Here is a 24,982-nt window from a genome sequence, read left to right as displayed (position 1 = left end):
CCGGCTCACGCCGGGCGGGCTGTGCCGAGAAAGGCCTCGGCCAGCGCGAAATCTTCGGGATACGTGACCTTGAAGTTGCGCAGACTGCCGCGCACGAGCTTCGGGGCGTGGCCCATACGCTCGATGGCGCTGGCCTCGTCGGTCACTTCGGCACCGGCCGCGAGCGCATCTTCGAGCGCCTGACGCAGCATGCCCAGACGGAACATCTGCGGCGTTTGCGCCTGCCACAGACCGTCGCGCGATTCGGTCGACCCCACGCTCGACAACGTACCGGCACTGGCCGGCGCCGCTTCCCGCTTGAGCGTATCGGCCACCGGCAGCGCCAGAATGCCGCCTACCGGGTCGTTACGCAGGGCTTCAACGAGCGTGCGAATCAAGGCCGGGGTGATGCCAGGACGCGCGGCGTCATGCACCAGCACCCAGTCGCTGTCCTGCGCGCCGAATTCGGTCAGCGCCTGAAGGCCACCCAACACCGACGCGTGGCGCGACGCCCCGCCGCAGCGGCGCACGGCAAAACGCAGGGGGCCAAAACGGCGGCCATCGAAGTGATTGTCGTCCGGCGCCAGTACCAGCACGGTCTGAGCGAACTCGGAACAGGCGTCGAACGCGGCGAGCGCATAGTGAAGCATGGCGCGTCCGCCCACGCTCCGGTACTGCTTGGGCACGTCGGCCCCGGCGCGCACACCCGCTCCGGCGCAGGGGATGACAGCAAAAAGTCGGTCGCTCACGATAAAACGCAGGTAAGGGTAAAGCGGGGATTTTATAATAGACGCTGATTGTCACGGGGCCCCATCTTCATGGAGCCCCGTGCTTTGCCATTTCTGCAACGCTTTTCTATGTCATCCGCTAACGCCATATCCCGTAATACCGTGCCTGTGCCGCTCGTGAAAGCGGGACAGCGTTACGCCTTCGCCGGTGCCCACGCGTCGTCCGACGCGCTGCTCATCGCCCGTTACTTCGAAGAGAACAAAGGCCGTCTGCCGCTGCTCGCCGTCGTTTGCGCGCAAGCCACCGACGCGCTGCGGCTCCAGCAGGAACTCAAGTGGTACGCGCCCGAAGCGCGCGTGCGCCTGCTGCCCGACTGGGAAACGCTGCCGTACGACACGTTCTCGCCGCACCAGGACTTGATCTCGGAGCGTCTGGCCACGTTGCACGATCTCGGCGAGAACCGCTGCGACATCGTGCTCGTGCCCGCCACCACGGCGCTCTACCGCATGGCCCCGGCCAGCTTCATGGCGGCCTACACGTTCTACTTCCGGCAAGGCGAACGGTTGGACGAAGCGCGGCTCAAGTCGCAGTTCACGCTCGCCGGTTACGAGCATGTGTCGCAGGTGATGCGCCCCGGCGAATACTGCGTGCGCGGCGGCCTGATCGACTTGTACCCGATGGGCTCACCGCTGCCCTATCGTCTCGATCTGTTCGACGATACGGTCGACAGCATTCGCGCGTTCGATCCCGACACGCAGCGCAGCTTGTATCCGGTCAAGGAAGTGCGCCTATTGCCGGGCCGCGAGTTTCCGTTCGATGAACCCTCGCGCACCGCATTTCGCGGGCGTTGGCGCGAAGTGTTCGAAGGCGACCCGAGCCGCAGCACGATCTACAAGGACATGGGCAGTGGCGTGCCGTCGGCAGGCATCGAATACTATCTGCCGCTGTTCTTCGAAGAGACGGCCACGCTCTTCCACTATTTGCCGTCCGACGCGCAACTCGTGTTCGTCGGCGATTTGGAAGGCGCGATTCAGCGCTTCTGGAACGACACCCGCCAGCGCTACAACTTCCTCTCGCACGATCGTGAACGCCCGGTGCTGCCGCCCGAGCAACTGTTTCTGCTCGATCAGGACTTCTTCACGCTCGCCAAGCCGTTTGCCCGCCTGACGCTCGCCAAGCCCGGCGACAGCAGTTGGGCCACGTCGTTGCCGCCGCTTGCGATCAATCGCCGCGCCGACGACCCGCTGGCGGCCCTGCGCGCCTACCTCGCGCGCACCCCGGCGCGAGCGCTGTTGCTCGCCGACTCCGCGGGCCGCCGCGAGACGTTGCTGCAACTGCTGCACGACAACGATCTGCGTCCGGTCTCGGTTGAATCGCTCGAAGACTTCCTGACGTCCGACGTGCGCTTCGCCATTGGCGTGGCCCCGCTCGCTGCGGGCTTCCTGCTGCCGACGGAAGACCTCGCATTCATCACCGAAAACGAACTGTACGAAGGGCTGGCGCGCCGCGCAGGCAAGCGCCGTCAGGAACAGGCGACCTCCGTCGATTCGATGGTGCGCGATCTGGCCGAGCTCAAGGTCGGCGACCCGGTGGTGCACAGCCAGCACGGCATTGGCCGCTATCAGGGGCTGGTCAGCATGGACCTCGGCGAAGGCGAAACCGAGTTCCTGCATCTCGATTATTCGGGCGAGAGCAAGTTGTACGTGCCGGTGTCGCAACTGCATCTGATTTCGCGCTACAGCGGCGCCGACCCGGACACCGCGCCGTTGCACTCGCTCGGCTCGGGTCAGTGGGAAAAGGCCAAACGCAAGGCCGCGCAGCAGATTCGCGACACCGCCGCCGAATTGCTAAACCTCTACGCGCGCCGCGCCGCACGTTCGGGTTACGCGTTCGAACTCTCGCCAAAAGACTACGAAAAGTTTGCCGACAGCTTCGGCTTCGAAGAAACGCCCGATCAGGCCGCCGCCATCACCGCCGTGATGGGCGACATGACGAGCGGCCGTCCGATGGACCGGCTGGTGTGTGGCGACGTGGGCTTCGGCAAGACGGAAGTCGCCCTGCGCGCCGCGTTCATCGCGGTGCTCGACGGCAAGCAGGTCGCCCTGCTCGCCCCCACGACGCTGCTCGCCGAACAGCATGCGCAAACCTTCTCCGATCGTTTCGCCGATTGGCCGGTGCGCATTGCCGAACTCTCGCGCTTCAAGACCACGAAGGAAGTGAACGCGAGCGTGAAAGCGATCAACGAGGGGCAAGTCGATATCGTGATCGGCACGCACAAGCTGCTCTCGAACGATATTCAATTCCAGCGTCTGGGCCTCGTCATCATCGACGAGGAGCACCGCTTCGGTGTGCGCCAGAAGGAAGCCCTGAAGGCGTTGCGCGCCGAAGTCGATGTGCTCACGCTCACCGCCACGCCGATTCCGCGCACGTTGGGCATGGCACTCGAAGGCCTGCGCGACTTCTCGGTCATCGCCACCGCCCCGCAGAAGCGTCTTGCGATCAAGACCTTCGTGCGGCGCGAAGAAGACGGCGTGATTCGCGAAGCCATGCTGCGCGAACTCAAGCGCGGCGGGCAGGTGTACTTCCTGCATAACGAAGTCGAGACCATCGAGAACCGCAAGGCGGAGCTTGAAGCGCTCGTCCCCGAAGCGCGCATCGTCGTCGCCCACGGGCAGATGCACGAGCGCGATCTCGAGCGCGTGATGCGCGACTTCGTGACCCAGCGCGCCAACGTGCTGCTGTGCACGACGATTATCGAAACCGGTATCGACGTGCCAACCGCCAACACGATCCTGATGCATCGCGCCGACAAGTTCGGCCTCGCGCAGTTGCACCAACTGCGTGGCCGCGTCGGCCGCTCGCACCATCAGGCGTACGCTTACCTGCTCGTGCACGATCCGAAGTCGCTTACCAAGCAAGCGCAGCGCCGCCTCGAAGCGATTCAGCAGATGGAAGAACTGGGCGCTGGCTTCTATCTGGCGATGCACGATCTGGAAATTCGCGGTGCGGGCGAAGTGCTCGGCGACAAGCAATCGGGCGAAATTCACGAGATCGGCTTCCAGCTTTACACCGACATGCTCGCGGATGCAGTGAGTGCACTCAAAGCGGGTCGCGAGCCGGATCTGAACGCACCGCTGGCCGTCACCACCGAAATCAACTTCCACGTCCCCGCGATCTTGCCGAGCGACTATTGCGGCGACGTGCAGGAGCGTCTGTCGCTGTATAAGCGGCTCGCGAACGGCACGAACGCCGACGCCATCGACACGATTCAGGAAGAACTGGTCGACCGCTTCGGCAAGCTGCCGCAGCAGGCGCAGGCGCTCATCGAGACGCACCGCATGCGCTTGCTCGCCAAGCCGCTGGGCATCACCAAGATCGATGCCAGCGAGGAAGCCATCGCCCTGCAATTCGAGCCGACGCCTGCCGTCGACCCGATGCGCATCATCGAACTGGTGCAAAAGCATCGCCACATCAAGCTGGCCGGGCAGGACAAGTTGCGCATCGAGGCAAAACACCCGCAACTGACCGACCGCGTGCGCGCGATCAAGGAAACGTTGCGTGCCATCGGCGCACCGGGGGCTCGTGCGGCCTGACGCGCGCTTATCTCATGAGAAAACCAAGGGCAAACCCGCATGCGCATGCCCCTCGGCGCGCGCATGCTGTGGTGAATTCCCGCGTAGCAAGAATGGTTGTGTAAGCAATCTTTTACCTCTAAATTATTTTTGGGTACCATTTCCCGGTACGTATCACTGAAAGATTCACGGAGATTCGAATGACAAGCGCTTCCCCCCTGACCGCAGCGACGCAAGCCACGAACGACGCCCAGCCCGCATCGCTCGACTGGATCAAGAAGCTGGTCAGCATCGACACGACGAGCCGCGAATCGAACCTCGGCCTGATCGAGACGGTGCGCGACAGCCTGAAGGACGCCGGTGTCGAACCGTGGCTGTCGTATGACGCCACGAAACGCAAAGCCAATCTGTTCGTGACGCTGCCCGCTGCCGACGGCAATACGCAAGGCGGTATCGTCCTGTCGGGCCACACCGACGTGGTGCCGGTCGACGGCCAGCCGTGGGACACCGACCCGTTCAAGCCGGAAGTTCGCGACGGCAACCTGTATGGCCGTGGCACCTGCGACATGAAGGGCTTCATCGGCTCGGTCATGACGATGCTGCCGCAAATGCGCGACGCCAAGCTCAAGACGCCGTTCCACTTTGCGTTCTCGTACGACGAAGAAATCGGCTGCGTCGGCGCGCCGGTGATGCTCGCCGAACTGCGCGAGCGCGGCATCCGTCCGGATGGCTGCATCGTCGGCGAGCCGACCAGCATGCGTGTGATCGTGGCGCACAAGGGCATCAACGCCTATCAGTGCTGCGTGCGTGGCCATGCCGCGCACTCGTCGCTCACGCCGAAGGGCTCGAACGCCATTGAATACGCGGCACGTCTGATTTGCTACATCCGCGATCTGGCCGACCACTTCAAGCAAAACGGTCCGTTCGACGAGCTGTTCGACGTGCCGTTCACCACGGCGCAAACGGGCACGATCTCGGGCGGTATCGCGCTGAACACGATTCCGGCACTGTGCGAATTCGTTTTCGAATATCGCAACCTGCCGGGCGTCGACGCCGAAGGCATCTTCGCGCGCATTCAGCAGTACGCCATCGAAGAGCTGGTGCCGAAGATGCAGAAGGAACACCCGAACGCTGGCATCGAGTTCAAGAAGATTGCCGCTGCCCCGGCGCTCGACGCTTCGGAACAAGACGCCATCACGCAACTCGTGCGCGCACTCACCAAAGACACCGACAAGCGCAAGGTCGCCTATGGCACCGAAGCCGGTCAGTTCCAATTGGCAGGCGTGCCGTCGATCGTGTGCGGCCCGGGCAATATCGAACAGGCCCACAAGCCGAACGAATTCGTTTCGCTCGAACAGATCGCCCAGTGCGAATCGTTCCTGCAAAAGCTGATTCGCAGCAACACCGTCGGCGCATAAGCCCCTTTCGGCTGACGCATCGACTGACGTAACTCCGGGCCGCATTCCGCGTTGGAATGCGGCCCGTTGCCATGGCGCTTCCGCTCAGGCACGCCACGCAGTACCAGACGCCTCTCGTAGCCAACTACGGCAAGGGCGCAGGACAGTCATCAAGCACGATAACAAGCACTTAGGGTCTCGTCGCCCTAACGCATACATACCGCACGACAGGATCTGGAGATCTCGCACATGAGCGCAGCAGCCCCCGACGCGACGGCCCCGGCCGCCCGGACTTCCCCGCACGCCTGGCGTGTGATCGTATCGGCCTCGATCGGCAACGCCCTCGAATGGTTCGACCTTGTGGTGTACGGCTTCTTCGCCGTGACCATCGCCAAACTGTTCTTCCCGACCGGCAACGACACGGTGTCGCTGCTGATCGCGTTGGGCACGTTCGGTGTGTCGTTCTTCATGCGCCCGCTCGGTGCCATCGTGATCGGCGTGTATGCCGACCGCGCCGGCCGTAAGGCAGCGCTCACGCTCTCGATTCTGCTGATGATGGTGGGCACGCTGCTCATCGCCATCATGCCGACGTATTCGTCGATCGGTATTCTGGCGCCTATCGGCATCGTGCTCGCCCGCATGATTCAAGGCTTCTCCGCCGGTGGCGAATTCGGCAGCGCAACGGCGTTTCTCGCCGAACACGCCCCGAAGCGCCGCGGCTTCTTCTCGAGCTGGCAAGTCGCCAGCCAGGGCCTCACCACGCTGCTTGCCGCCGGTTTCGGCGCACTGCTCACGGGCAACCTGTCGGCTGAAGCCATGGCCTCGTGGGGCTGGCGCGTGCCGTTCTTCTTCGGTCTGTTGATCGGCCCGGTCGCGTATTACATTCGCCGCCGCCTCGACGAAACGCCCGAGTTCCTCGACGTCGAACCCACGCAAAGCCCGCTGCGCGACACGTTTGCCAGCCAGAAAGAACGCTTGCTGCTGGCCATCGGTGTCGTGGTCATGGCCACTGTCGCCACGTATCTCGTGCTCTACATGCCGACGTATGCCGTCAAGCAACTGGGCATTCCGTCGTCGGCCGCCTTCTCGGCAGTGCTGCTCACGGGCGTGGTGCAGTTGATCGTCGCGCCGATCGTCGGCCACTGGTCGGATACGCATGGCCGCACCAAGCCGATGCTCGCCGCCGCCGTCGCGCTGCTGGTGCTCGTCTACCCGATGTTCCGCTTCCTGGATGCGAACCCGACGTTCACCTCGCTGATGGTGTTCCAGATCGTGCTGGGCTTGCTGATGACGACGTACTTCGGCGCGCTGCCCGCCTTGCTCACCGAACTGTTCCCGGTGCAGGTGCGCACGACCGGCCTCTCGCTGGGCTATAACATTGCGGCGACCGTGTTCGGCGGCTTCGCACCGTTTATCATCACGTGGCTCATCGGCGCGACCGGCAACAAGCTTGCGCCGAGCTTTTATCTGATTTTTGCGGCCCTCATCAGCATTACCGCCTTGCTGCGCGTGCGCAGCATCGGTCTGCGCTAAGCCAGCGAAGGCAACCTGCCGCCCCCTCAGGAGACAACGTCCAAGTGACTCAAACCAACACCGCCCTGCACGCTGACACCATCGACGGTCAGCCCGCCCCGACCAAGGACGCGATTGCCGCGTTGCACGAGCAACTCAAGCCGTATGTGCGCACGACGCCTGTCTTCACGCGCAGCGACTTCCCCACGCTTGGCGACACGCAAGTGACCTTCAAGTACGAGCTGCTGCAAGCGTCGGGCACGTTCAAGGCGCGCGGCGCGTTCTCGAACCTGCTCGCGCTGAGCGATGCGCAGCGTCAGGCCGGTGTGACGTGTGTTTCTGCGGGCAATCATGCCGTGGCCGTCGCCTACGCGGCGCAGGCCATGGGCGTGAGCGCCAAGACGGTGATGCTCAAGACGGCAAGTCCGGCGCGTTCGTCGCTGTGCCGCGAGTACGGCGCAGATCTCGTGCTGGCCGAGAACGTGCACGAAGCGTTCGACGTGGTGAAGCGCGTGGAGCAGGAAGAAGGCCGCTTCTTCGTGCATCCGTTCAACGGCTATCGCACGGTGCTGGGCGCGGCGACGCTCGGGTATGAATGGGCGCAGCAAGCGCCCGATCTCGACGCCGTGATCGTGCCGATTGGCGGCGGTGGACTGATCGCTGGCGTGGCAACGGCATTTAAGCTGTTTGCGCCGCACGTGAAGGTCTACGGCGTGGAACCGGCGGGTGCCGATGCCATGGCACAGAGCTTTGCCGCCAACGGCCCGGTCAAGATGGGCCCGATGACGGGCATCGCCGACAGCCTGATGGCCCCGCACACCGAGCTGTACAGCTACACGCTGTGCCGCCGCAATATCGACGAACTGGTGACGGTCACCGACGACGAGATGCGCGCTGGCATGCTCACGCTGTTCCGACAATTGAAGCTGGCCGTGGAACCTGCATGCGCTGCCGCGACGGCTGCCCTGATGGGGCCGTTGCGCGAGAAGCTTGCAGGCAAGCGCGTGGGCGTGCTGTTGTGCGGCACGAACACCGATCCGGCTACGTTCCAGCGTCACATCGACGCGGCGCTCGCAGCCGAAGCCAACGGCTGATCGCCCATGACTGCCACCTCGCCCGCCGTTCTGTTGCTCGACGCTGCGCAAGTCGCAGCGTTGATGCCCGTTGCCGACGCCATTCCCGTGATGTCGGATATGTTTGCCGCGCTCGCGCGCGAGCAGATTCACCTGCCCCTGCGCCAGATCGTCAGGCCGCCCGAAGCGCTGGGCGCCAAGGGGTTGCTGGGCATGATGCCTGCATTCATCGCAGGCGACGGCAGCCTACCGGTCTATGGGGCGAAGGTCGGCACGTTCTTCCCCGGCAACAGCACCTTGGGCAAAGATCCGCATCAAGGCTGCGTCGTGTTGATGAGCGGCGAGACGGGCGAATTGCTGGCCATCATGAATGCCGCTGAGATCACGGGGATTCGCACGGCCGCCGTCACCGGCCTCGCCACGCGCTTGCTCGCCCGTCACGACGCCACGCGGCTTGCGCTGATCGGTGCGGGGCATCAGGCGCATTGGCATCTTGCGGCGCTAGCGGCAGCGCGTGGGCTGACGCACGTTCGCGTGGCAAGCCGTTCGCGGGCTAGCGCGCAAGCGTTCGTCGATGCCGAACAGCCGAACTACAGATTCACGCTGGAGGCTGCCGACAGCGTCGAAGCCGCAGTGCGCGATGCCGATATCGTCGTCACGGTCACCAACGCCAGCGAGCCGGTGCTGCACTCGGGCTGGCTGGCGCCGGGCACGCACGTCAATCTGGTCGGCAGCAGCACGCCGCGCCAGCGCGAAGCCGATACCGAACTGATGGCACGCGCCCAGTTGTTCGTGGATCGCCGCGAGTCGACCATCAACGAATCGGGCGACTATCTGGCTGCGGCCGCCGAGGGCCGTATCGGTCCGGAGGATCTGCTGGCCGAACTGGGTGAATTGGTCATCGGACGCCACCCCGGCCGAGGTAACGCCGAGGCTGTCACGCTGTTCAAATCGCTGGGCATGGGCGCGCAAGATGTGGCGCTCGCCGCCGCGCTTTATCAGCGGGCGCAAGGCTCGGCCATCGGCGTACGGGCGGCGATCTAACGTTTTGGCCCCGGAGCGGTAGACGTTCTGGGGTGTCTTCACTCGGGGCGGCAGCGGCATCGCCCCCGCCCCAGCGACGGATATCTTGTCCGAATCCGTCCGCTTCCCGTCCGCACCGGGTCTATTGCCTGCGTGCGAAGCTCCGTAAGATGACTCCATCGTCACCCGACCCTACGGAGTCAGTCATGTCGCAAAACCAAACGTCCCAAGCCTCCCGCACCGCCCTGATCGTCATCGACGCCCAGGAATCGTTCCGTCGGCGCCCGTATTGGCGCGAGGACGATCTGGCGACGTACTTCTCGCGCCAGCAAGCGCTGGTGGATGGTGCCGTGGCGCGCGGCGTGCCCGTCGTGCAAGTCTTCCATATCGACTCGGGCGACTTCTCGCGTGCCTCGGGCTATGTCCGCACGCTCGAAGAGCTGCGTATCGAGCCGGTGTTCACGGTCGATAAGGTCAAGCACAGCGCACTGGCGGGCTCCACGCTCGGCGCATGGCTGGTGGAGCATGGCATCACGCGTCTGATCGTCTCGGGCATTCGCACCGAGCAGTGCTGCGAGACGACCACCCGCGCGGCCTCGGACGCCGGTTACGAAGTCGATTTCGTCACCGAAGCCACGCTCACGTTCCCGATGAAGCATCCGCGCACGGGCCGCGAATTGTCGGTTGCCGATCTCAAGGAACGGACCGAAACCGTGCTGGTCGATCGCTTCGCACGCATCGTGACGGTTGAGGAAGCGCTCGCGGCGGTGTAACGTCGAGGCTCATTCGAAATTGTCCGAATTTGTCCGCTGATTTGTTCGCCCCGGCCATTGCCGGGGCGCTTACGTGATGCCGCGAATCCAACCCGTCTACTTGCTGGTCATGCCCGACGCGCTGCTGCTCGACGTTGCCGCGCCTGCGGAAGCGCTGCGCATGGCCAATTTGCAGCAGGACGCCGTGCAGTTCACGTTGCATTACGTGGGCACGCAGCCGTCGGTGGCCACATCGATTGGCTTGCAACTCTCGCCGTTGACGGTGTTGCCCGATGCAGTCCCCGACGATGCATGGCTGGTGGTGACCGGTACGGTGGAAAAACCGCTGCCGCTCGCGATCGTGCCTGGGAACGTCACAACTGCGGTACAGGCGGCACAGTCGGCCCAGGTGGCGCAGGTGGCGCGAGAGGCGCAACAACGTGCGCCGAGTCGGGCGTCGGGGGATGATCCCGAAACCCTTGCCGTGGCGTGGCTGCGGCGTGTCGTTCGGCCGACGCACCGGCTGGTGTGCATCTGTACCGGGGCGCTGCTCGCTGCCCGTGCCGGTTTGCTCGACGGGCGAGTCTGCACCACGCACCACGGCAGTTGCGACGAACTGCGCTCGCTCGCCCCGGGGGCGCGCGTGGCCGACAACCGTCTCTACGTCCAAGACGGCAATGTATGGACCAGCGCTGGCGTGACCACCGGTCTCGACCTGATGCTCACGCTGATTGCCGAAGTCACCAGCCCGCTCTGCGCGGCGGCCGTCGCCCGGCTGATGGTGGTTTATTCGCGCCGTGCGGGCGCCGACCCGCAGCTCTCGCCGTGGCTCGAGGGCCGCAATCATTTACACCCGGCATTACACCGCGTACAAGACGCCATCGCCGCCGACCCCGCGCGCGATTGGACGCTCGCCGCCATGGCCGACATCGCGAGCACGAGCGAACGCCAGATTACGCGGCTCTTTCGTGAGCATTCCGGCATCGCCCCGATCGACTATCTGCACCGTTTGCGCATCGCGCTCGTGCGGGAAATGCTGGGCAACAGCCAGCTTGATCTCGAACGAATCGCAGAGCGCGCGGGCTTCGGCTCGGCGCGTCATATGCGCCGGGTGTGGCACAAGTTCGATGCCGTGCCGCCCAGCCAAGCGCGGCGGCCATCGCGCGCTGCCGCCCTCAGTTAGCCAGTTCGTCGCGTCGGGGGGCATCACCCGGTAGAATGTCGGTCGCGCCCGAGGTAAGCGCCGCAAAACGCGGGGCAACTGGCGCGCTCGCCGTACCTTTGCCGGACTCTCCCTTTCAAGATGGCCAACGATCTCGTCATTCTGGGTGCCACCCAGCTCCCGTCCACCACCGCCGACGCCATTCGTGCGCTGGTGCCCAGCGCCACCGTGACTTTCGCCCCGGGCGTGGCACGCATCGCCGATGTCACCGACACTCCGGCACTTCGCACTGCCATGGCGGCGTTCGCACAAGCGCATGGCGTCGATGCCGTGCTGGTCGACAGTGCCCGCCGCCTCGCAGACTTCAAGCTCGTGGCCATGGACATGGACTCGACGCTCATCACCATCGAGTGCATCGACGAGATCGCCGACTACTGCGGCCTGAAGGCGGAAGTCTCGGCCATTACCGAAGCCGCCATGCGCGGTGAGATCAAAGATTTCAACGAAAGCCTGACCCGCCGTGTCGCCCTGCTCAAGGGGCTCGACGCGAGCGCGCTCGAAAAGGTCTACGAGGAACGCCTGCAACTGTCGCCGGGCGCGGAAGACATGTTGCGCGGCGTGCAAGCGTTGGGCATCAAGACGCTGCTGGTCTCGGGCGGCTTCACTTTCTTCACCGATCGTCTGAAAGCACGGCTGAATCTGGACGTGACGCGCGCCAATACGCTCGAAATCGTCGACGGCAAGCTGACTGGCCGAGTCATCGGCGAGATCGTCAACGCGGAAGTGAAAGCCCGCACCGTGGCCGAAGTCGCTACGCAATTCGGTGCCACGCCGTCGCAAGCTATTGTCATGGGCGACGGTTCGAACGATTTGCAGATGATGGCCATTGCCGGATTGTCGGTCGCGTTCCGCGCGAAGCCCGTGGTGCGCGAGCGCGCTTCGGTCGCGTTCAATCATGTGGGACTGGACGGGCTGCTGTCGCTGTTTCGCGCGGACTAATTCGCAGCCAATCGACACGGCGCAGTTTGAAAACACGACGACGCGCCGACGATTAGCGTCCCCCCTGTAAAAAAACACCCCAACCGCTGGATAGTCATCCAATCGGTTGGGGTGTTTTTTATTTCAGCCGACGATCCGCTTATGCGGTCAAGTGCCCGCTCAAGCTCATCTCGATATCGGCTTGCAGATCGCGCACGTCTTCCAGCCCCACGTAGAAGCGCACGAGTGCGCCCTTGTGCGGCCACGGCATCGCCGTGCGCATGGACGGCACGCGGTACGGCACCACCAGACTGTGCGCCCCGCCCCAGCTGAATCCGATCTTGAACAAGCGCAGCGCCTCGATGAAGGCATCGATCTGCGCTTGCGAATAACGCTCGTCGAACACCACCGAGAACAAGCCGCCCGCGCCAGTAAAGTCGCGGCGGAAGTTCTGATATCCGGGGCAGTCTTCGAACGCCGGATGCAGCACGGCAGCAATTTCCGGACGCGTCTTGAGCCACGTTGCCAGCGTCATCGCCGCGCGATCATGCGCTTCGAAGCGAAGTTGCATATTGGGCAGACTGCGCAACAAAAGACTGCAATCGTCCACCGATACGCCGACGCCCATGCGCATGCGGGCTTGCTTCAAGCGATGGTGCACGTCGTCGTCGACCGTCACGACCGAGCCCATCAGCACGTCGCTGCCGCCCGATTGATATTTGGTAAGCGCCTGCACAGAGATGTCCACGCCGTGATCGAACGGGCGGAACGCGATGCCGGCGGAATACGTGTTGTCGATGGCGGTGAGCACGCCGCGTTCGCGCGCTACTCGGGCGATCGCGGGGATATCGGGCACTTCCATCGTGACCGAACCCGGGGCTTCCAACCAAATCAGTTTGGTGTTCGATTGAATCAGCTCGCCAATGCCCTCGCCGATCAGCGGATCGTAATAGCGCACGGTGATGCCGAACGAGGCTTGCAGCCAGTCGCCGTGTTCGCGGTTCGGGCTGTAGGCGTTGTCGGGAATCAGGACGTCGTCGCCCGTCTGAATCAGACCGAAATAAACGTTGGAGATCGCGCCAAGTCCCGACGGAAACAGCAAGCAATGCTTGCCGCCTTCGAGCGCTGCAAGGCGGCGCATCAGTTCCATCGAGGTGGGAGTCGCGTGCAGGCCGTAGCGCCACTGGCTGTCGTTCTTCCAGTCGAGCGAGCGCATAGCGGCAAGGTCGGGGAAGATGACTGTCGACGCACGGGCGACGGGCACGGGCATCGCGGCGAAACCGGCCGGCAACTGGGTGTCGGCGTGGAGAATGTTGGTTTGCCAGTGCCAGCCGTTGGCGTCAGGCTTATCGAGCGCCCCAGCGGGCTTGCGGTTGTCTTGCGTCATCACAGCTCCGGATCTCACGGGCCGACAACACCGCCGGCCCCCGGGGTGTAACTTACACGCGCTCGAACACGGCGGCAATGCCCTGACCGCCGCCAATACACATCGTCACCAGCGCATAACGGCCGCCGACGCGCTGCAATTCATGCAAAGCCTTCACGGTAATCAGCGCACCCGTCGCACCGATCGGGTGGCCCAGCGAGATGCCCGAGCCGTTCGGATTGACCTTGGCCGGATCGAAACCCAGATCGCGCGTGACAGCACAAGCCTGTGCCGCAAACGCTTCGTTGGCTTCCACGACGTCGATGTCGCTCACCTTCAGCCCCGCACGCTCCAGCGCCTTACGCGACGCCGGCACCGGGCCAATGCCCATGTAATTCGGGTCGACACCGGCGTGCGCGTAGCTCACCAGACGCGCCAGCGGCTTGGCACCGCGACGCTCTGCCTCGGCACGCTCCATGAGGATGAGCGCAGCGGCGGCATCGTTCAGACCCGAAGCATTGCCAGCGGTGACGGTGCCGTCTTTCTGGAACACCGGGCGCAGCTTCGCCATGTCTTCCATGGTGACTTCGGCACGCACGTGCTCATCGGTCGTGAACGCGATATCGCCCTTCTTCGACTTGATCGTGATCGGCACGATCTGATCGTTGAAGTAACCCGCGGCCATCGCACGCGCGGCGCGTTGATGCGATTCCACGGCCAGACGGTCTTGATCTTCGCGCGTGATGTCCCACTTCTTCGCGATGTTCTCGGCCGTCACGCCCATATGGATGTTGGCAAACGGATCGTGCAACGCACCGAGCATCATGTCGACCAGACGCGATTCGCCCATGCGCGTGCCCCAGCGAGCACCCGGCATCACGTACGGGGCGCGGCTCATGCTCTCGGCACCACCGGCCATGGCGACATCGGTATCGCCCAGCAGAATCGACTGCGCGGCGGAGATCACAGCCTGCAAGCCAGAGCCGCACAGGCGGTTCACGGTCATGGCCGGGGCGTGCTGGCTCACGCCGGCCTCGATAGAGGCCACGCGCGCCAGATACATATCTTTGGGTTCGGTATGGATGACGTTGCCGAAAACGACGTGACCGACGTCTTCGCCGTTCACGCTCGCGCGCGCCATGGCTTCGCGGGCAACGATAGCGCCGAGCTGCGTCGGCGCGAAATCCTTCAGACTGCCACCGAAATCACCGATGGCCGTACGCACACCACTGACAATCACCACTTCTCGTTGCATGTCTCTTCTCCGGGTGGATATAGGTTTGACGTTTGCGAACGAGTATACAGCGGGCAGGCGTTACCGCGATGGCAGGCGCATTGGAGGGAAACGTCAGTTGGCTGACGCTTGTCCCTCAGTTGCGCCTCAATTGCCCCTCGGTGGGGCCTCAGCTACCCATTAGGGCCAGCACCTGCTCGGCACGCGGCACCGGGGCCACGGCACCGTAGCCGGTGGTCGAGAGCGCCGCGCAAATGTTGGCGTAGCGCGCAGCCATGAACGGATCGTCTCCCAGCGCCAGACGCGCGACGAAAGCGCCGCCGAAACAATCACCTGCGCCGGTCGCGTCGAGCGCTTGCACCGGATACGGCGCGACGATGCGGCGCTCCGTCGGCGTCGCGACGTAGCAACCCTCGCGGCCCAACTTGAGCGCCACGACCTTCACACCGTGGGAGAGAAGTTCGTCGAGAATGGCGTCGCGATCTTCCAGACCGGTCACAGCCGTCACGTCGTCCCAGCTCGGCAGGCAAACATCGGTGAGGCTGAACGCTTCACGCATGGTCGCGCGAGCGCGGGCAAGCGGCCACAGTTTGAGACGCAGATTGGTGTCGAACGACACTTGACCACCTGCGGCGCGAATCTTCGACATGGCGTCGAAAGCCGCGTCGCAAGCGTTCACGCTGATCGCCAGACTAATGCCCGACAGATGCAGGAACTTGGCACCCGCCAAGGCGTCACGCGGCAGGTCTTGCGCGTGGTAACGGCTAGCGGCCGACCCGGCGCGCAGGTAATCGAAGTGATGCCCGTTCTCGTCGTGGGACACGAAGTACACGCCGGTAGGTGCCTGCGTGTCGACGCGTACGGTCGAGGTATCGACGTCTTCGTCGCGCCACAGGTCCAGCAACATGCGGCCGAACAGATCGTCACCGACCGCGCTCACAAAGCCCGTGCGCACGCCCTGACGGCGCGCTGCGATGGCGAAGTTGGATGTGTCGCCGCCGAAGCCTTGAAGATACTGACGCGCGTCGTCGGGCGATTGGTTGAACTCGACCATGGCTTCGCCCATGGCCAGCACTTGCGGCGTTTGCGATTGTGCTTGTGTCATCGATTCGATCGTCGGGGGAAGAGTCGAAAGGGAAAGGCAGCGTAGGCGGGAGGCGGTGCGGTCAATGCGCGTGTTGGGGCCCGGCATCGGGCCCCATGCGTTAGACCACTTCACCCCACAGGTCATGACCATCGGCGCCCGTGACCGTCACGTTCACGAACTCGCCCACTTTCAGGCGTTTTGCGGCCTTCGGGGTCGGCTCGATGTACACGAGACCGTCGATTTCCGGGGCATCGGCAGCCGAGCGGGCGACGCCGCCGTCTTGATTGATTTCGTCGACGATCACTTGAATCGTCTTGCCGATCTTGCGCATCTGACGCTCAGCCGAAATTTCTTCGGCCACTTCCATGAAGCGAGCACGGCGCTCTTCACGCACTTCGTCAGGCAGCGCGCCCGGCAGTTCGTTGGCCTTCGCACCTTCGACCGGCGAATAGGCAAAGCAGCCCACGCGGTCGAGTTCGGCTTCTTTCAGGAAGTCCAGCAGGTATTCGAATTCGGCTTCGGTCTCGCCCGGGAAACCGGCGATGAACGTGCTGCGAATCGTCAGATCCGGGCACGCTTTACGCCACGCCTGAATGCGCTCGAGGTTCTTTTCACCCGAGGCCGGGCGCTTCATGCGCTTGAGCACGTCGGGGTGGGCGTGCTGCAACGGCACGTCGAGATACGGCAGGATATGACCTTCGGCCATCAGCGGAATGATCTCGTCGACGTGCGGGTACGGATACACGTAATGCAGACGCACCCACGCGCCGTACTGCTTGGCCAATTCGCCCAGCGCCGTGACCAGTTCGGTCATGCGGGTCTTGAGCGGACGGCCAGCCCAGAAGCCCGTGCGATATTTGACGTCGACACCGTACGCGCTCGTGTCCTGCGAAATCACCAGCAGTTCTTTGACGCCGGCCTTGAACAGGTTTTCGGCTTCGAGCATGACTTCGGCCACCGGGCGCGAGTCGAGATCGCCGCGCATCGACGGAATAATGCAGAACGTGCAGCGGTGGTTGCAGCCTTCGGAAATCTTCAGATAGGCGTAGTGACGCGGCGTGAGCTTGATGCCGGCCGCCGGCACGAGATCGCTGAACGGATCGTGCGGCTTGGGCAAGTGCGTGTGCACGGCGCTCATGACTTCACCCAGTGCATGCGGGCCAGTCACGGCGAGCACCTTCGGGTGAACAGCGGTCACGATGTCTTGCCCGGAGGCGTCTTTCTTTGCGCCCAGGCAGCCGGTGACGATCACCTTGCCGTTTTCGGCGAGCGCTTCGCCAATGGCGTCCAGACTTTCCTGCACGGCATCGTCGATGAAGCCGCAGGTGTTGACCACCACGAGATCGGCACCGTCGTAGGTGCCCGAAATCGCATAACCTTCAGCGCGCAATTGGGTCAGGATTTGCTCGGAGTCGACCAAAGCCTTGGGACAGCCGAGCGAAACGAAGCCGACTTTAGGGGTGCCGGCGGGCGATGGGCGGGACATGGGGCGAAATCCTGATCTAGTGAATACGGTGTAACGATCGGACAGCGAGTGCGGTGGCACCAACGAGGCGATTTCGCCGTCGTGGGAGCCCTGCCCGCCTGCCGATACTCGCGCCACGGACAAACCCGCAGCGAAGAACCGCGCATTTTACCTTGTTCGCCCGTTGTGCGTTCCAACTATCGTTGCGGTGTGCGCCCCGTGCCACACCGCAACGTCATACCTGTGCGCATCGTTCGCGCACCAACCACACGTACTAACCACTCACCAACGACGCGTAAAACGCGCGCCAAGCCACGTCAGGGCTTCTTGTTGGGATCTTTGCTCGGCGTTCCAGGCATACCCGGCATCCCTGGCATGCCCGGTGCTCCAGGCGCCCCCGGGAACGGGAACGTGCTGAACATGTTCTTGGCCTGGCTCTGCATTTGCTCCTGCATCTGCACAAACAGGTTCTTCGACTGCTCGATGTAGTTGGTCATCATGCCCTGCATCATCGGCGCCTGCATGTTCATGAATTGCGCCCAGACGTCCGGATTGAAGGCTGCGCCTTCGTAGATGCCCTTCGACTGATCGGCCAGCTTGTTCTGAATCTCGATGAACGTCTGGATATTCTTCTCGAGGTAGGTGCCCATCATCCCTTGCAGCGCGTGGCCGTAAAAGCGGATGATCTGGGACAGCATGGCGCTCGAGAACATCGGCACACCGCCGGTCTCTTCTTCCAGAATGATTTGCAGCAGAATGCTGCGGGTCAGGTCCTCGCCCGTCTTGGCGTCGACGACCTTGAACTCCTCGGTCTCGAGCACCAACTGCTTCACATCGGCAAGGGTGATGTACGTACTGGTCTGGGTATCGTACAAACGCCGATTCGGATACTTTTTGATCAGGCGCTCGTCAGTCTTCTTGCTCGCGGTCATGCGGTGGGTTTCCTGCTTTTATGAAGGACTTCCCCGACCGACGGTCGGGGTTAGTCACATATTATCGATTTTAGGGCGTTTGCTGCTATGCGGCAAAGCCCTAACCCGCGGCGGAATGGTGGCGACCCGTGGTTCGCCCCCTGCGCTTGTGCGCCTCCGCCCTGCCACCGCTTAGCCCATGTGCAGGCCGCCGTTGAGCGAGAAGTCCGCTCCCGTGGAAAACCCCGACTCTTCCGAGGCGAGCCAGGCAACGATCGAGCCGATTTCGCTCGGCTCGCCAAGACGCTTGACCGGAATGGTCGCCACGATCTTGTCGAGCACGTCCTGACGGATCGAGCGCACCATGTCCGTCCCGATATAGCCCGGCGATACCGTGTTCACGGTCACGCCCTTGGTCGCCACTTCTTGCGCCAGCGCCATCGTGAAGCCGTGAATCCCGGCCTTCGCCGTCGAGTAGTTCGTCTGACCGAACTGCCCCTTCTGACCGTTCACCGACGAGATGTTGATGATGCGGCCCCAGCCACGCTCGCACATGCCCTCGATCACCTGCTTGGTGACGTTGAACAAGCTCGTGAGGTTGGTCGCGATCACGGCGTCCCAGTCCTCGTGCGTCATCTTGCGGAACACGACGTCGCGCGTGATACCGGCGTTGTTCACCAGCACCTCGATCTCGCCCACTTCTGCCTTCACCTTGTCGAATGCAGCCTTGGTCGAATCCCAATCACCGACGTTACCTTCGGAAGCGACGAAATCGAAACCCAGCGCCTTTTGATCTTCCAGCCACTTCACGCGGCGCGGCGAATTCGGACCACAGCCCGCCACGACCTTGAAGCCGTCTTTGTACAGCCGCTGGCAAATGGACGTACCGATACCGCCCATCCCGCCCGTCACGTATGCAATGCGTTGAGTCATGGAACGCTTCCCCCTAAATAACGGCAAATCTGCCGCCTGTTGCGACTGCCAATTGACCGACGCGCAGGCCGCGCGTTCCCACGCGAACCTTCCGTCTCCTGACTGCCTCCGGTAACAAGCCCACGCGCGTTGCACGCACGGGCGTCGCCGGTTTGATTCGTTGTGGGTTACCGCTCTACTACAGCAAGCAGCGAGTGCGTTGCCACACTCGCTGCAAGACCATTACACGCGCTCGAGCGCCAGCGCCACGCCCATGCCGCCGCCGATACACAGCGAGGCCAGACCGCGACGCGCGTCACGACGCGCCATTTCGTGCAACAGCGTGACCAGAATACGGCAGCCCGATGCGCCGATCGGGTGGCCGATGGCAATGGCGCCACCGTTCACGTTGATCTTCGAGGTGTCCCAGCCCATCTGCTTGTTCACTGCCAGTGCCTGCGCAGCGAACGCCTCGTTGATTTCCATCAGATCAAGGTCCTTCACGTCCCAGCCCGCGCGTGCGAGGCAACGCTGCGACGCCGGCACCGGACCGATACCCATCACCGACGGGTCGACGCCTGCATTCGCATAGGCCTTGATGCGCGCGAGCGGCTGGAGGCCCAGTTGCTCGGCGCGCTTGGCCGACATCACCACCACCGCTGCGGCGCCGTCGTTCAGACCCGAGGCGTTGGCCGCGGTCACCGTGCCGTCTTTCGCAAACGCGGGCTTGAGGCCTGCGAGCGATTCGGCGGTCACGCCATGACGCACGAATTCGTCGGTGTTGAACAGCAGCGGATCACCCTTGCGCTGGGGAATGGAGACCGGCACGATTTCCGCATCGAAGCGACCGGCCTTTTGTGCGGCCTCAGCCTTGTTTTGCGAAGCCGCTGCGAACGCATCCTGCATTTCGCGCGTAATGCCGTACTCTTTCGCGACGTTCTCGGCGGTGATACCCATGTGGTACTGGTTGTACACATCCCACAGACCGTCGACGATCATGGTGTCGATGAGCTTCGCATCGCCCATGCGGAAACCATCACGCGAGCCCGGCAGCACGTGCGGTGCGGCGCTCATGTTCTCCTGACCGCCAGCGACCACGATGTCGGCATCGCCCGCAGCAATCGCGTTGGCCGCCAGCATCACAGCCTTCAGGCCCGAGCCGCACACCTTGTTGATCGTCATCGCCGGCACCATCGTCGGCAGACCCGCCTTGATCGCAGCCTGACGTGCAACGTTCTGCCCCGAACCGGCCGTCAGCACCTGACCCATGATCACTTCGCTGACATCGTCGCCCTTGAGTTTGGCGCGCTTGAGGACCTCGTCGATCACGATCGCGCCCAGATCCGGCGCAGCTACCTTGGCGAGCGAACCACCAAATTTACCGACTGCGGTACGCGCAGCCGACACAATCACGATATCCGTCATGTCTCTTTCCTCGTTTTCAAAATAAGTCGAACCAAAGGGCTGCCCTGCTACGCCGCTTCTGCTCAGGCTTTCGCCTTTACGTAGCGGCCGGGCGCCGGTTCGATGGGGGCATAAGCAACATTACCATACGCCTTTGGCGCTTTGACGCGTTTTCCGGCGTAGCCGGCAAGCCAATCGCTCCAGTCCGTCCACCAGCTCCCCGGATGCTCCGTGGCACCCGCGAGCCAGTCTTCCGACGCGACGCCCACGTCGTCATTACGCCAATAACTACGCTTCTTTTTCACGGGCGGGTTGACCACGCCAGCGATGTGACCCGACGCGCCCAGCACGAAGCGGCGCTCGCCACCCAGCAACGGCAGCGAACGGAACGCCGACGTCCACGGCACGATGTGATCTTCTCGAGATCCGAACACATAGGCCGGGGCATCGATCGTTCCCAGATCGACTGGCACGCCACAGGTCTGCACCACGCCGGGCTGCTTCAATTCGTTCTGCAAATAAAGATGACGCAGGTACCAGCAGAACATCGGGCCTGGCAGGTTGGTGCCGTCGCCGTTCCAGTACAGCAGGTCGAACGGCTGCGGTGCGTTGCCCTTCAAATAGCTGTCGACCACGTAATTCCAGACCAAATCGTTCGGACGCAAGAACGAGAACGTGTTGGCCAGCTCGACACCGCGCATCAACCCCGGTGGCTGTCCAAGCGCACCGCCGATCGTTTGCTCGCGGAACTGCACATGCGGCTCGTCGACGAACACGTCGAGCACGCCAGTATCGGAAAAATCCAAGAGCGTTGTCAGCAACGTCACACTCGCCACCGGTGACTTGCGGCCGTTTTGGCCCTTCGCCGCGTACACCGCGAGCGCCGCAGCGAGCAACGTGCCGCCGACGCAAAAACCGAGCGCATTGATCTGCGGTTGGCCCGAGATTTCACGCACGACATCGATCGCTGCAATCGGCCCTTCGCCCACGTAGTCGTCCCACGTCTTGTGTGCAAGCGACGCATCGGGGTTTCGCCACGACACCACAAACACCGTGTGCCCTTGCTCCACGGCATAGCGTACGAGCGAGTTCTCGGGTTGTAGATCGAGGATGTAGTACTTGTTGATACAAGGCGGCACCACCAGCAACGGGCGCTGATGCACCGTCGGGGTGAGCGGCTTGTACTGAATGAGCTGAATGAGGTCGTTCTCGAAAACGACTGCCCCTTCCGTCGTGGCAACGTTGCGGCCCACTTCGAAGGCGGCCTCATCCGTCTGCGACACTTTGCCCTTACCCATATCGACGAGCAGGTGCTGCATGCCAGCGAGCAGGCTGTCGCCGTGCGTCTGCACCAGACGTTGCTGTGCGTCCGGGTTGGTCGCAATGAAGTTCGCGGGCGAGCTCGCGGCCACCCACTGTTCGACGGCGAAGCGAATGCGCTCGCGCGTCTTCACGTCGGCGTCAACCAACTCGGCCATGCGCATCAGAAACCGGCCGTTGAGCAGATAGAGCGCAGCGGGCAGCGCGTAGAACGGATTTCGCCAGCCGTCGCCCGCAAAACGCCGGTCACCCAGCGGCGGCGCGTTATCGAGCCCGGGTTGGTTAAAACTCGCGACAAGCTCGGCGAATTCGCGCGCGTACTCCGTCTGAAGGGCATTCAGACGCGCAGGATCGACATGCAACGGCGTCGGCTGCGGCAAATTGCCCGACTTGCCGAACAGTTCGAAGAGATGTGAGAAAGGATTGGCGGGATTCGCTGCGCCGTTGGCGCCCGCAGCGCCTGGCAGTGCGCCGAACAGTTGTTGGGCGGCACTGAACCACTGCGACATGTCCTGAGCGGAGAGCGAAGCGGAGGGAAACTGCTGAGCAAACGAGGCGGCAAACGAAGCCGGATCGAAGTTGGCACTGGCGCGATTCATGATAGCCTGAGTGTCACGTCCGTTGCGTCCACGGGCCAGTGCCCGAAACGCGGCGGCGTGCTACGCCTCGCGAGCGTTGCGCCCCGCCTGTAAAGCATTCTTGCGTGCGAGCGCAGGCGTGTCAATGTTTGCGGTGTACGTCCTACGGAATTCTCCCGTCGCCCCGACCATTTTTAAATGCGCGTTTGTCCCGATGCTGATCATCGTTCTCGGCTGGCTCTATGTTCTCGCGATGGTCGCGATCACGGCCCCTTCGGTCTGGCTCGGCCTGTTCATCTTTCTCGGCGGCGGTGTCGCGCCTGCCCTGCTTTGGCTTTATATCGCTGGGGGACGCATCCGACGGGCCAGACGGCAGCATCTAGAACGTCTCGCCAGTCTCAACAGTCTCGATAGCACTGCGTCCGGCGGCATCGATCTTGATGAGACTCGCCCGAGTACCCAAGATGCGGATTACGCCACACCCGGCGCCACCGTCACAACGGCGTCATTAACAGCGTCATTCACCGCGCCGTCGATTACGCCACCCGCCACACCAGCGCCGCCATCCGTCCCGTCGTCCGATCACGGCGATACGAATAGAAGCGCGACGCATCGCTAACCGTACACCACTGCCCGCCGGAGACACTCGTCACGCCCTCGCGCGCAAGCCGCAGGCGCGCTAACGCGCACAGGTCCGCCAGCGACTTCCCTGCCTCCGGATCGCCATGTGCGACGAACGCCGCCAGCGTCGCATCGCGCTCTGCGGGTGTCGCCGCAGCCAAAAACGCCTCCCGCACTTCCGGTCCGACTTCGAACGTTGCCGGTCCGATACACGGCCCGAGCCATGCGATTACTTCCGCGCGCTCGCCCGCCCCCGCCGTTTGCGGCAGACGCGCGCGCAGCGCTTGCACTGCCTGTTCGATCACACCCACGCAAAGTCCGCGCCAGCCCGCGTGCGCGGCGGCAACCGCCTGCCCCTGCGCGTCGCACAACAAGACGGGTAAGCAGTCGGCCACCATCACCGTACTCGCCAGCCCAGCGGCATTCGTCGCGCTCGCATCGGCTTGTAACGGCTCGCCAGCGCGAACGGCGTCGAGCGCATCCTGCGAATCGACCACTCGGGGGCCGTGAACCTGTGCGACCCACGCGGACGGCACGCCCGTGCGCGCCGCCAGCAACGCACGGTTCGTCGTGACCGCAGCGGGATCGTCATCCGCCTTGAAACCCAAGTTGAAGGTCGCTTGCGGCCCTTCGCTCACCCCACCCGCGCGCGTAGTGAACACCGCGCGAACATTCGATGGCGCGGGCCAATCGGGAATGATCCAGTCGTCGGGGATGTCGTGCTGATGGTTTCGTTCAGGCAGGGAAGAAGTCATCGAGCGAATCGGGAAGGGTTGAGAAGTCGAATTCGAGGCCAATCGCGGCCATGAGTTCACGCATATCGTCGGGCAACGGTGCCTGCCAGTGCATTGCACGGCCGTCGTCCGGGTGAATCAAACCCAAACGCCATGCATGCAACGCCTGCCGCGAGAATTCGCCAGGCAGCGCCGGGCGCCGATGACGAGGCTTATAAAGCGGATCGCCCAGCAGCGAATGGCCGAGATGGGCCAAATGCACGCGAATTTGGTGCGTGCGTCCCGTATCGAGCGAACACAACACCAGCGAGACCGGCGAATTCTCCCATTCGGCAGTGGCCACGGTGACGACTCGGGTGCGAGCGGGCTTCCCGCCCTGTCCGTGCACCACGGCCATGCGAGTGCGCTCGCGCGGGTCGCGTCCAATCGGTGCATCGACCACGGTGCGCAAGGGCGGACGCCCCCACACCAGCGCCGCGTAATGCCGCTTGACCGTACGCGCCTGCAACTGACGTACCAAATCGGTCTGCGCAATCAACGTACGCGCCACTACCATCAGGCCAGAGGTTTCTTTATCTAGGCGATGGACGATCCCCGCACGCGGCAAATCAGCGGCGGCCTGTCCGTAGCGATGCAGCAAACCGTTGAGCAACGTGCCCGACCAGTTACCGGCGGCCGGATGCACCACGAGCCCTGCGGACTTATTGAAGACGGCCAGCGCGGCATCTTCGTATACGACGTCGAGCGGCACGGGTTCCGGCGCGAACGCCAGCTGCTCGGGGAGCGCTGCGGGGGTGATCGCCACCGCCTCGCCTCCGGCCACCTTCTGGCGAACTTTGGCTGTCACGCCGTCGAGCGTCACGCGCCCGTCTTCGACCCACGCCTGTAACCGGCTGCGGGAATATTCAGGAAAACACTGTGCTAAGGCCTTGTCGAGGCGTTCGCCAGCGAGGGCATCGGGCAATGTGGCCCTGAGCGGTTCGGCACTTTCGGCCGCGCCCGTCAAGGCAGAGGTAGAATCCGTGTCGGAATTGTCGGTGCGATTGGGAGCACCGGGGAAAGCCGCGGGAAGCGAATCGAGGTCGTCGTCAGACGAGTCCTCTGCATTTTCCGTGGCAAATGAGGCGGTTACGCTATAATCCGGCACTATTGAACGGGTCATCGAGAAGTGAA

General features: G+C 63.4%; 19 protein-coding genes. 8 read left to right on the top strand and 11 right to left on the bottom strand.

Annotation, left to right across the window (positions count from 1 at the left end):
- Window positions 1–5: 5 nt before the first annotated feature.
- Window positions 6–728 (bottom strand): 2-C-methyl-D-erythritol 4-phosphate cytidylyltransferase, encoded by a 723-nt coding sequence (ispD, locus tag PPN31114_RS00720; RefSeq protein WP_150677616.1) that lies wholly within the window; start codon window positions 726–728, stop codon window positions 6–8.
- Between the two features lie 108 nt (window positions 729–836).
- Here ispD and mfd point away from each other — a divergent pair, with 108 nt between their 5' ends.
- From mfd to serB, 8 genes are all read left to right on the top strand, one after another.
- Window positions 837–4,301, top strand: a complete 3,465-nt coding sequence (gene mfd, locus PPN31114_RS00715; protein WP_150677615.1) for a transcription-repair coupling factor — start codon at window positions 837–839, stop codon at window positions 4,299–4,301.
- Between the two features lie 179 nt (window positions 4,302–4,480).
- Window positions 4,481–5,698, top strand: a complete 1,218-nt coding sequence (gene argE / locus PPN31114_RS00710; RefSeq protein WP_150677614.1) for an acetylornithine deacetylase — start codon at window positions 4,481–4,483, stop codon at window positions 5,696–5,698.
- 228 nt (window positions 5,699–5,926) lie between these two features.
- A complete protein-coding gene (locus tag PPN31114_RS00705; protein ID WP_150677613.1) occupies window positions 5,927–7,210 on the top strand; it encodes an MFS transporter in 1,284 nt (427 codons plus the stop codon).
- A gap of 44 nt (window positions 7,211–7,254) precedes the next feature.
- On the top strand, window positions 7,255–8,283 hold the full coding sequence (locus PPN31114_RS00700; protein ID WP_150677612.1) for a threonine/serine dehydratase family protein: 1,029 nt from the start codon (window positions 7,255–7,257) through the stop codon (window positions 8,281–8,283).
- A gap of 6 nt (window positions 8,284–8,289) precedes the next feature.
- Window positions 8,290–9,306, top strand: coding sequence for an ornithine cyclodeaminase family protein (locus PPN31114_RS00695; RefSeq protein WP_150677611.1), 1,017 nt, complete (start codon window positions 8,290–8,292; stop codon window positions 9,304–9,306).
- 185 nt (window positions 9,307–9,491) lie between these two features.
- Complete coding sequence (locus PPN31114_RS00690; protein WP_150677610.1) at window positions 9,492–10,058, top strand: cysteine hydrolase family protein; 567 nt, start codon at window positions 9,492–9,494, stop codon at window positions 10,056–10,058.
- A gap of 76 nt (window positions 10,059–10,134) precedes the next feature.
- Window positions 10,135–11,220, top strand: coding sequence for a GlxA family transcriptional regulator (locus tag PPN31114_RS00685; protein WP_150677609.1), 1,086 nt, complete (start codon window positions 10,135–10,137; stop codon window positions 11,218–11,220).
- 120 nt (window positions 11,221–11,340) lie between these two features.
- The gene (serB, locus tag PPN31114_RS00680; protein ID WP_150677608.1) at window positions 11,341–12,198 is read left to right on the top strand and encodes a phosphoserine phosphatase SerB; all 858 of its coding nucleotides are present in this window, start codon (window positions 11,341–11,343) and stop codon (window positions 12,196–12,198) included.
- A 139-nt stretch (window positions 12,199–12,337) separates the two neighbouring features.
- On the opposite strand, the gene PPN31114_RS00675 is transcribed toward serB, so the two are convergent.
- The 10 genes from PPN31114_RS00675 to PPN31114_RS00630 form a co-directional block, all read right to left on the bottom strand.
- Complete coding sequence (locus tag PPN31114_RS00675) at window positions 12,338–13,564, bottom strand: cystathionine beta-lyase (RefSeq protein ID WP_246182351.1); 1,227 nt, start codon at window positions 13,562–13,564, stop codon at window positions 12,338–12,340.
- Window positions 13,565–13,616: 52 nt separating this feature from the next.
- A complete protein-coding gene (gene bktB / locus PPN31114_RS00670) occupies window positions 13,617–14,798 on the bottom strand; it encodes a beta-ketothiolase BktB (protein ID WP_150677607.1) in 1,182 nt (393 codons plus the stop codon).
- Between the two features lie 148 nt (window positions 14,799–14,946).
- Window positions 14,947–15,882, bottom strand: a complete 936-nt coding sequence (locus tag PPN31114_RS00665; RefSeq protein ID WP_150677606.1) for a sugar kinase — start codon at window positions 15,880–15,882, stop codon at window positions 14,947–14,949.
- A gap of 100 nt (window positions 15,883–15,982) precedes the next feature.
- Window positions 15,983–17,350: a 30S ribosomal protein S12 methylthiotransferase RimO gene (gene rimO / locus PPN31114_RS00660; RefSeq protein WP_150677605.1), complete on the bottom strand. Its 1,368-nt coding sequence runs from the start codon at window positions 17,348–17,350 to the stop codon at window positions 15,983–15,985.
- Window positions 17,351–17,646: 296 nt separating this feature from the next.
- Entirely contained in the window at window positions 17,647–18,261 is a 615-nt protein-coding gene (gene phaR / locus PPN31114_RS00655) for a polyhydroxyalkanoate synthesis repressor PhaR (RefSeq protein WP_150677604.1), read from the bottom strand.
- A gap of 171 nt (window positions 18,262–18,432) precedes the next feature.
- Window positions 18,433–19,173: a 3-ketoacyl-ACP reductase gene (locus PPN31114_RS00650; RefSeq protein WP_150677603.1), complete on the bottom strand. Its 741-nt coding sequence runs from the start codon at window positions 19,171–19,173 to the stop codon at window positions 18,433–18,435.
- Window positions 19,174–19,395: 222 nt separating this feature from the next.
- On the bottom strand, window positions 19,396–20,577 hold the full coding sequence (locus tag PPN31114_RS00645) for an acetyl-CoA C-acetyltransferase (RefSeq protein ID WP_150677602.1): 1,182 nt from the start codon (window positions 20,575–20,577) through the stop codon (window positions 19,396–19,398).
- Window positions 20,578–20,639: 62 nt separating this feature from the next.
- Entirely contained in the window at window positions 20,640–22,385 is a 1,746-nt protein-coding gene (phaC, locus tag PPN31114_RS00640) for a class I poly(R)-hydroxyalkanoic acid synthase (protein ID WP_150679078.1), read from the bottom strand.
- 605 nt (window positions 22,386–22,990) lie between these two features.
- The gene (gene pgeF, locus PPN31114_RS00635; RefSeq protein WP_150677601.1) at window positions 22,991–23,830 is read right to left on the bottom strand and encodes a peptidoglycan editing factor PgeF; all 840 of its coding nucleotides are present in this window, start codon (window positions 23,828–23,830) and stop codon (window positions 22,991–22,993) included.
- Entirely contained in the window at window positions 23,811–24,971 is a 1,161-nt protein-coding gene (locus PPN31114_RS00630; RefSeq protein ID WP_174987511.1) for an RluA family pseudouridine synthase, read from the bottom strand. The genes pgeF and PPN31114_RS00630 overlap by 20 nt, the downstream gene beginning before the upstream one ends.
- Window positions 24,972–24,982 lie beyond the last annotated feature (11 nt).

Origin of the sequence: Pandoraea pneumonica (genome assembly GCF_902459645.1) — a bacterium.
GTDB classification, from domain to species: Bacteria; Pseudomonadota; Gammaproteobacteria; order Burkholderiales; family Burkholderiaceae; genus Pandoraea; species Pandoraea pneumonica.
Note: the sequence above shows the minus strand (reverse complement) of the source record. Positions and strands in the feature narration are given on the sequence as shown.

Bases quoted from the DNA above. Each gene is read 5' to 3' on its own strand.
- mfd (WP_150677615.1), top strand. From the start codon at position 837: ATGTCATCCGCTAACGCCATATCCCGTAATACCGTGCCTGTGCCGCTC.
- argE (WP_150677614.1), top strand. From the start codon at position 4,481: ATGACAAGCGCTTCCCCCCTGACCGCAGCGACGCAAGCCACGAACGAC.
- PPN31114_RS00705 (WP_150677613.1), top strand. From the start codon at position 5,927: ATGAGCGCAGCAGCCCCCGACGCGACGGCCCCGGCCGCCCGGACTTCC.
- PPN31114_RS00695 (WP_150677611.1), top strand. From the start codon at position 8,290: ATGACTGCCACCTCGCCCGCCGTTCTGTTGCTCGACGCTGCGCAAGTC.
- PPN31114_RS00690 (WP_150677610.1), top strand. From the start codon at position 9,492: ATGTCGCAAAACCAAACGTCCCAAGCCTCCCGCACCGCCCTGATCGTC.
- PPN31114_RS00685 (WP_150677609.1), top strand. From the start codon at position 10,135: ATGCCGCGAATCCAACCCGTCTACTTGCTGGTCATGCCCGACGCGCTG.
- serB (WP_150677608.1), top strand. From the start codon at position 11,341: ATGGCCAACGATCTCGTCATTCTGGGTGCCACCCAGCTCCCGTCCACC.
- PPN31114_RS00675 (WP_246182351.1), bottom strand. From the start codon at position 13,564: ATGACGCAAGACAACCGCAAGCCCGCTGGGGCGCTCGATAAGCCTGAC.
- bktB (WP_150677607.1), bottom strand. From the start codon at position 14,798: ATGCAACGAGAAGTGGTGATTGTCAGTGGTGTGCGTACGGCCATCGGT.
- PPN31114_RS00665 (WP_150677606.1), bottom strand. From the start codon at position 15,882: ATGACACAAGCACAATCGCAAACGCCGCAAGTGCTGGCCATGGGCGAA.
- rimO (WP_150677605.1), bottom strand. From the start codon at position 17,350: ATGTCCCGCCCATCGCCCGCCGGCACCCCTAAAGTCGGCTTCGTTTCG.
- phaR (WP_150677604.1), bottom strand. From the start codon at position 18,261: ATGACCGCGAGCAAGAAGACTGACGAGCGCCTGATCAAAAAGTATCCG.
- PPN31114_RS00650 (WP_150677603.1), bottom strand. From the start codon at position 19,173: ATGACTCAACGCATTGCATACGTGACGGGCGGGATGGGCGGTATCGGT.
- PPN31114_RS00645 (WP_150677602.1), bottom strand. From the start codon at position 20,577: ATGACGGATATCGTGATTGTGTCGGCTGCGCGTACCGCAGTCGGTAAA.
- phaC (WP_150679078.1), bottom strand. From the start codon at position 22,385: ATGTCGCAGTGGTTCAGTGCCGCCCAACAACTGTTCGGCGCACTGCCA.
- pgeF (WP_150677601.1), bottom strand. From the start codon at position 23,830: ATGACTTCTTCCCTGCCTGAACGAAACCATCAGCACGACATCCCCGAC.
- PPN31114_RS00630 (WP_174987511.1), bottom strand. From the start codon at position 24,971: ATGACCCGTTCAATAGTGCCGGATTATAGCGTAACCGCCTCATTTGCC.